This window comes from Acidisphaera rubrifaciens HS-AP3, from assembly GCF_000964365.1.
Classification (GTDB): domain Bacteria; phylum Pseudomonadota; class Alphaproteobacteria; order Acetobacterales; family Acetobacteraceae; genus Acidisphaera; species Acidisphaera rubrifaciens.
The window spans coordinates 1-4800 of the sequence record NZ_BANB01000077.1; the positions used below are offsets into that span (position 1 = coordinate 1).

General features: G+C 71.0%; 4 protein-coding genes. 1 reads left to right on the forward strand and 3 read right to left on the reverse strand.

Going from position 1 to position 4800, the window contains the following annotated elements; all coding sequences use genetic code 11:
• Positions 1-71: 71 nt before the first annotated feature.
• Positions 72-794 carry an acetoacetyl-CoA reductase gene (gene phbB, locus B8460_RS02740; protein ID WP_048860041.1) on the reverse strand — a complete coding sequence of 241 codons (723 nt, stop codon included), beginning with the start codon at positions 792-794 and terminating at the stop codon, positions 72-74.
• A 269-nt stretch (positions 795-1063) separates the two neighbouring features.
• Here phbB and sthA point away from each other — a divergent pair, with 269 nt between their 5' ends.
• Entirely contained in the window at positions 1064-2452 is a 1389-nt protein-coding gene (gene sthA / locus B8460_RS02745; protein WP_048860042.1) for a Si-specific NAD(P)(+) transhydrogenase, read from the forward strand.
• 26 nt (positions 2453-2478) lie between these two features.
• On the opposite strand, the gene aqpZ is transcribed toward sthA, so the two are convergent.
• Complete coding sequence (gene aqpZ, locus B8460_RS02750) at positions 2479-3219, reverse strand: aquaporin Z (RefSeq protein ID WP_048860043.1); 741 nt, start codon at positions 3217-3219, stop codon at positions 2479-2481.
• 204 nt (positions 3220-3423) lie between these two features.
• Positions 3424-4596 carry an acetyl-CoA C-acetyltransferase gene (locus tag B8460_RS02755; RefSeq protein WP_048860044.1) on the reverse strand — a complete coding sequence of 391 codons (1173 nt, stop codon included), beginning with the start codon at positions 4594-4596 and terminating at the stop codon, positions 3424-3426.
• Positions 4597-4800 lie beyond the last annotated feature (204 nt).

Here is a 4800-nt window from a genome sequence, read left to right on the forward strand (position 1 = left end):
GGGCGACGCGCTGGCGCGGGCCGGGGTCGCGGCGGGCTGACGCGGCCCGCCGGCGCCCCTTTGGCCGGGCCTTAGTACATGTGCTGGCCGCCGTTGATCGACAGCGTGCTGCCGGTCACGAAATCGGCGTTGTCGGCGGTGAGGAACAGCACGCCGCGGGCGATGTCGTCGGCGCGGCCGAGGCGGCCCATCGGGATGCGGGCGACGATCTTCTGCAGCACGTCGGCGGGCACGGCGCGCACCATGTCGGTATCGACATAGCCGGGCGCGATGGCGTTGACGGTGATGCCGAAGCGGGCCCCTTCCTGCGCCAGCGCCTTGGTGAAGCCGTGGATGCCGGACTTGGCGGCGGCGTAGTTCACCTGCCCGTACTGGCCGGCCTGGCCGTTGATGCTGCCGATGTTGACGATGCGGCCGAACTTCGCCGCGCGCATGTCGTCGAAGGTCAGCTTCGCGAGGTTGAAGCAGGAGCCGAGATTGGTGTCGATCACCGCGTCCCAGGACTCGCGCGTCATCTTGGTCATCGTCGCGTCGCGGGTGATGCCGGCGTTGTTGACGAGGATCTCGATCGGGCCGTGCTGCTCGCGGATGCGCGCGACGGCGGCGGCGCAGGCGTCGTAGTCGGCCGCGTCGAACTTCATCACCGCGATGCCGGTCTCCTTGTGGAAGGCCTCCGCGGCCGCGTCGTTGCCGGCGTAGCTGGCGACGACGGTGCGGCCCGCCTCGGCCAGAGCCCGGCTGATCGCGGCGCCGATGCCGCGTGTGCCGCCCGTCACGAGTGCGACGCGTGCCATGTCTTCCTCCCCCCTGTGTTGCCGGGTGATGACCCTTCCCGGATCGCGAGCCTAGAGCAGGCCGCGCGCGGCTCAAAAGGGGAATGCGGGGATCGCCGCTTCGCGGGACGTTAATCCCGGCGTGCGAGACAGGGGGCGCGGCGCTTGCACCGTTCTTGCTTTGCATCTTGCGATGCAGCACCGCGCGCGGGATGGCATGCTGCGCGTGGCCGGCATGGCGGCGGCACCGCCCGGGGTCCGGGGGCGCGGCGAAAGGAACAGGCGGCACGATGCGTCACGACCTCGTCATCATCGGCAGCGGCCCGTCCGGCCGACGCGCCGCGGTCCAGGCCGCCAAGCTCGGGAAATCCGTCCTCGTGATCGAGCGCGGGCGGCGCGTGGGCGGCGTGTCGGTCCATACCGGCACCATCCCGTCGAAGACGCTGCGCGAGACGGTGCTCAACCTGTCGGGCTGGCGCGAGCGCGGATTTTACGGCCGCGCCTATCGCGTCAAGAAGGACATCGACGCCCGCGACCTGATGATGCGCCTGCACAAGACGCTGGATCACGAGGTCGACGTGCTGGAGCATCAGTTCGCGCGCAACGGCGTGCGCACGCTGGCCGGCAGCGCGTGCTTCGTCGATCCGCACCGCGTCGCCGTGACACAGGAGGACGGCGCCGTGACGACGGTGGAGGGCGCGCATTTCCTGATCGCCGTCGGCACACGGCCGCACCGCCCGGCGACGGTGCCGTTCGACGGGGCGCGGGTGCTCGATTCCGACGAGATGGTGGAGATCACGCGCCTGCCGCGCAGCCTGACGGTGGTGGGCGCGGGGGTGATCGGGGTCGAGTACGCGACGATCTTCTCCGCCCTCGACGTCGCGGTGTCGCTGGTGGAATCGCGCGACAGCTTCCTCGACTTCATCGATCAGGAGGTGGTGGAGGAGTTCGTCCATCAGCTGCGCGACCGCGGCACCACGATCCGCCTCGGCGCGCCGGTGGAGACGATCGCGCTGGAGGACGGGTGCCCGGTGGTCACGCTGGCCAGCGGCCGGCGGCTGCGGTCGGAGATGCTGCTGTACGCCGTCGGGCGGATGGGCGCGACGGACGGACTGGGGCTGGAGGCGTGCGGCCTCGCGACGGACGCGCGCGGGCGGATCGCGGTCGATCCGGCGACGTTCCAGACGGCGGTCGCGCATATCTACGCGACCGGCGACGTGGTGGGGTTTCCCTCGCTCGCGTCCACGTCGATGGAACAGGGACGCATCGCCGCCTGCCACGCCTTCGGCGTGACCCTGCCGCCGGCGCCGCGCTTTTTCCCCTATGGCATCTACGCGGTGCCGGAGATCTCCACCGTCGGGCTGAGCGAGGAACAGGTGCGGGCGCAGGGCATCCCGTACGAATGCGGCATCGCGCGGTTCCGCGAGACCTCGCGCGGGCACATCATGGGGCTGGATGCCGGGATGCTGAAGCTGATCTTCGCCCTCGATGACCGGCGGCTGCTCGGCACGCATATCGTGGGCGAGGGCGCGACCGAGCTGATCCATATCGGGCAGGCGGTGGCGAACCTGGGCGGCACGCTCGACTACTTCATCGAGAACACGTTCAATTATCCGACGCTCGCCGAGGCGTACAAGATCGCGGCGCTCGACGCCTGGAACCGGCTCGCCCGCGCCTGAAGGGCGCGGGGCGGCGGCGCGGGGCCTCAGGCGACGCTGCGCTCCTCGACCACCACGGTGTCGATGATGGCGTCCGGCTCATACAGGGTGCGGCCGAGCCAGCCGGCGATCAGCGCGCCGGCGATGGGCGCGATCCAGAACAGCCAGAGCTGCGCGACATAGGGGCCGCCCGCGAACAGCGCCGGCGCCGTGCTGCGCGCCGGGTTGACCGAGGTGTTGGTGATCGGGATCGAGATCAGGTGGATCAGGGTCAGCCCGAGGCCGATCGGGATGCCCGCGAACCCGGTCGCCGCGCCCCTGGACGTCGTGCCGATGATGATGAGCAGAAAGAAGAACGTCAGCAGCAGTTCCGCGAGGAAGCAGGCGCCGACCGAGTAATGGCCGGGGCTGAGCGCGCCGTAGCCGTTGGCGGCGAAGCCGCCGGGCACCCAGCCGGGCTGGCCCGAGGCGATGAACCACAGCACCGAGGACGCCGCGATCGCGCCGACCACCTGCACCACGATATAGGGCAGCACGTGATGATTGGCGCAGCGCCCGGCGGCCCACAGGCCGAGGGTAACGGCGGGATTGAAATGACCGCCGGAGATGTGGCCGACGGCATAGGCCATCGTCAGCACCGTCAGCCCGAAGGCGAAGGCCACCCCGGTGAAGCCGATGCCGAGATGCGGATAGGCGGCGGAGACCACCGCCGCGCCGCAGCCGCCGAACACCAGCCAGAACGTGCCGAGGAACTCCGCCATCATGCGGCGTTGCAGATCGCGGCTCATATCCGCCTCCCCCTGCGCCGCGTACCGGGGGCGCGACGACATATCGCTGCGTTCTATCAGGGCGGGACCGCGTGCGGTGGGAAAATGTCCGCGACCTGCGCGCGAGTGGGGCGGGTCGGGATCATACGAAATGGAAACGGGCGGGACGCCGTGGCGCCCCGCCCGTGCAGTCGTTTCAGGCCGGTCCGTCGCGGTCGGCGGCGGTCAGCGCTCCAGGCACATAGCGACGCCCATGCCGCCGCCGATGCACAGCGTCGCGAGGCCGCGCTTGGCGTCGCGGCGGCCCATCTCGTGCAGCAGGGTCGTCAGGATGCGCGCGCCCGACGCGCCGATCGGGTGGCCGATGGCGATGGCGCCGCCGTTGACGTTGACCTTCGACGTGTCCCAGCCGAGGTCCTTGTTCACCGCCAGCGCCTGTGCGGCGAACGCCTCGTTGGCTTCCACGAGGTCGAGGTCGTCGGCCTTCCAGCCGGCGCGCGCCAGCGCCTTGCGCGCCGAGGGGATCGGGCCGGTGCCCATCACCGCCGGATCGACGCCGGCCGTCGCGAACGAGACGATGCGGGCGAGCGGCTTGAGCCCGCGCTTCGCCGCCTCCGCCCCGCTCATCACCACCAGCGCCGCGGCGCCGTCGTTGATGCCCGACGCGTTGCCTGCGGTCACGGTCCCGTCCTTGCTGAAGGCCGGGCGCAGCTTCGCCATCGTCTCGGGCGAGGCGTCGTGGCGGATGTATTCGTCGTCGGCGAACACGCTCTCGCCCTTGCGGGTCTTGACCGTGACGGGCGCGATCTCGTCGCGGAAGCGGCCGGCCTTCTGCGCCGCACTCGCCTTCTGCTGCGAGGCGAGGGCGAAGGCGTCCTGTTCGTCGCGGGTGATCTGATAGGCGCGCGCGACGTTCTCGGCGGTGATGCCCATGTGATAGCCGTGGAAGGCGTCCCACAGCCCGTCCTTGAGCATGGTGTCGATGAATTCGACGCCACCCATCTTGGTGCCGCCGCGCAGATAGGCCGCGTGCTGCGACTGGCTCATGCTCTCCTGCCCGCCGGCGACGACGATGGCGCTTTCGCCGGTGCGGACCTGCTGCGCCGCGAGGGCGACGGCGCGCAGGCCGGAGCCGCAGACCTGGTTGATGCCGAACGCGGTCTTGCCGTCCGGCACGCCGGCGGCGCGGGCGGCCTGACGGGCGGGGTTCTGCCCCTCGCCGGCGGCGAGCACCTGGCCGAGGATCACCTCGTCCACGTCCTCGGCCGTGATGCCGGCGCGCTCGATCGCGGCGCGGAGGGCGACGGTGCCGAGTTCATGCGCGGACAGGGCCCCGAACGCGCCGTTGAAGCTGCCGACCGGCGTGCGCGCGGCCGATACGATGACGATGTCGTCCATTCTGGCTTCTCCCATTTCTAGTGCCTGCGGACGCCCGGTACTTACTACCGCGGGGTAGCCGGCGAAAGGGCGGCAACCCAGTCCCGCAGCGGGCGCCACAGCGCGCGCTCCGCCCCGGTGCCGGCGACCATGCCGACATGCCCGGCGCCCGGCTGGTGCACATGCGCGCCGGGAATCGCGGCGCCGAGCGGCAGCGCGGCCTCC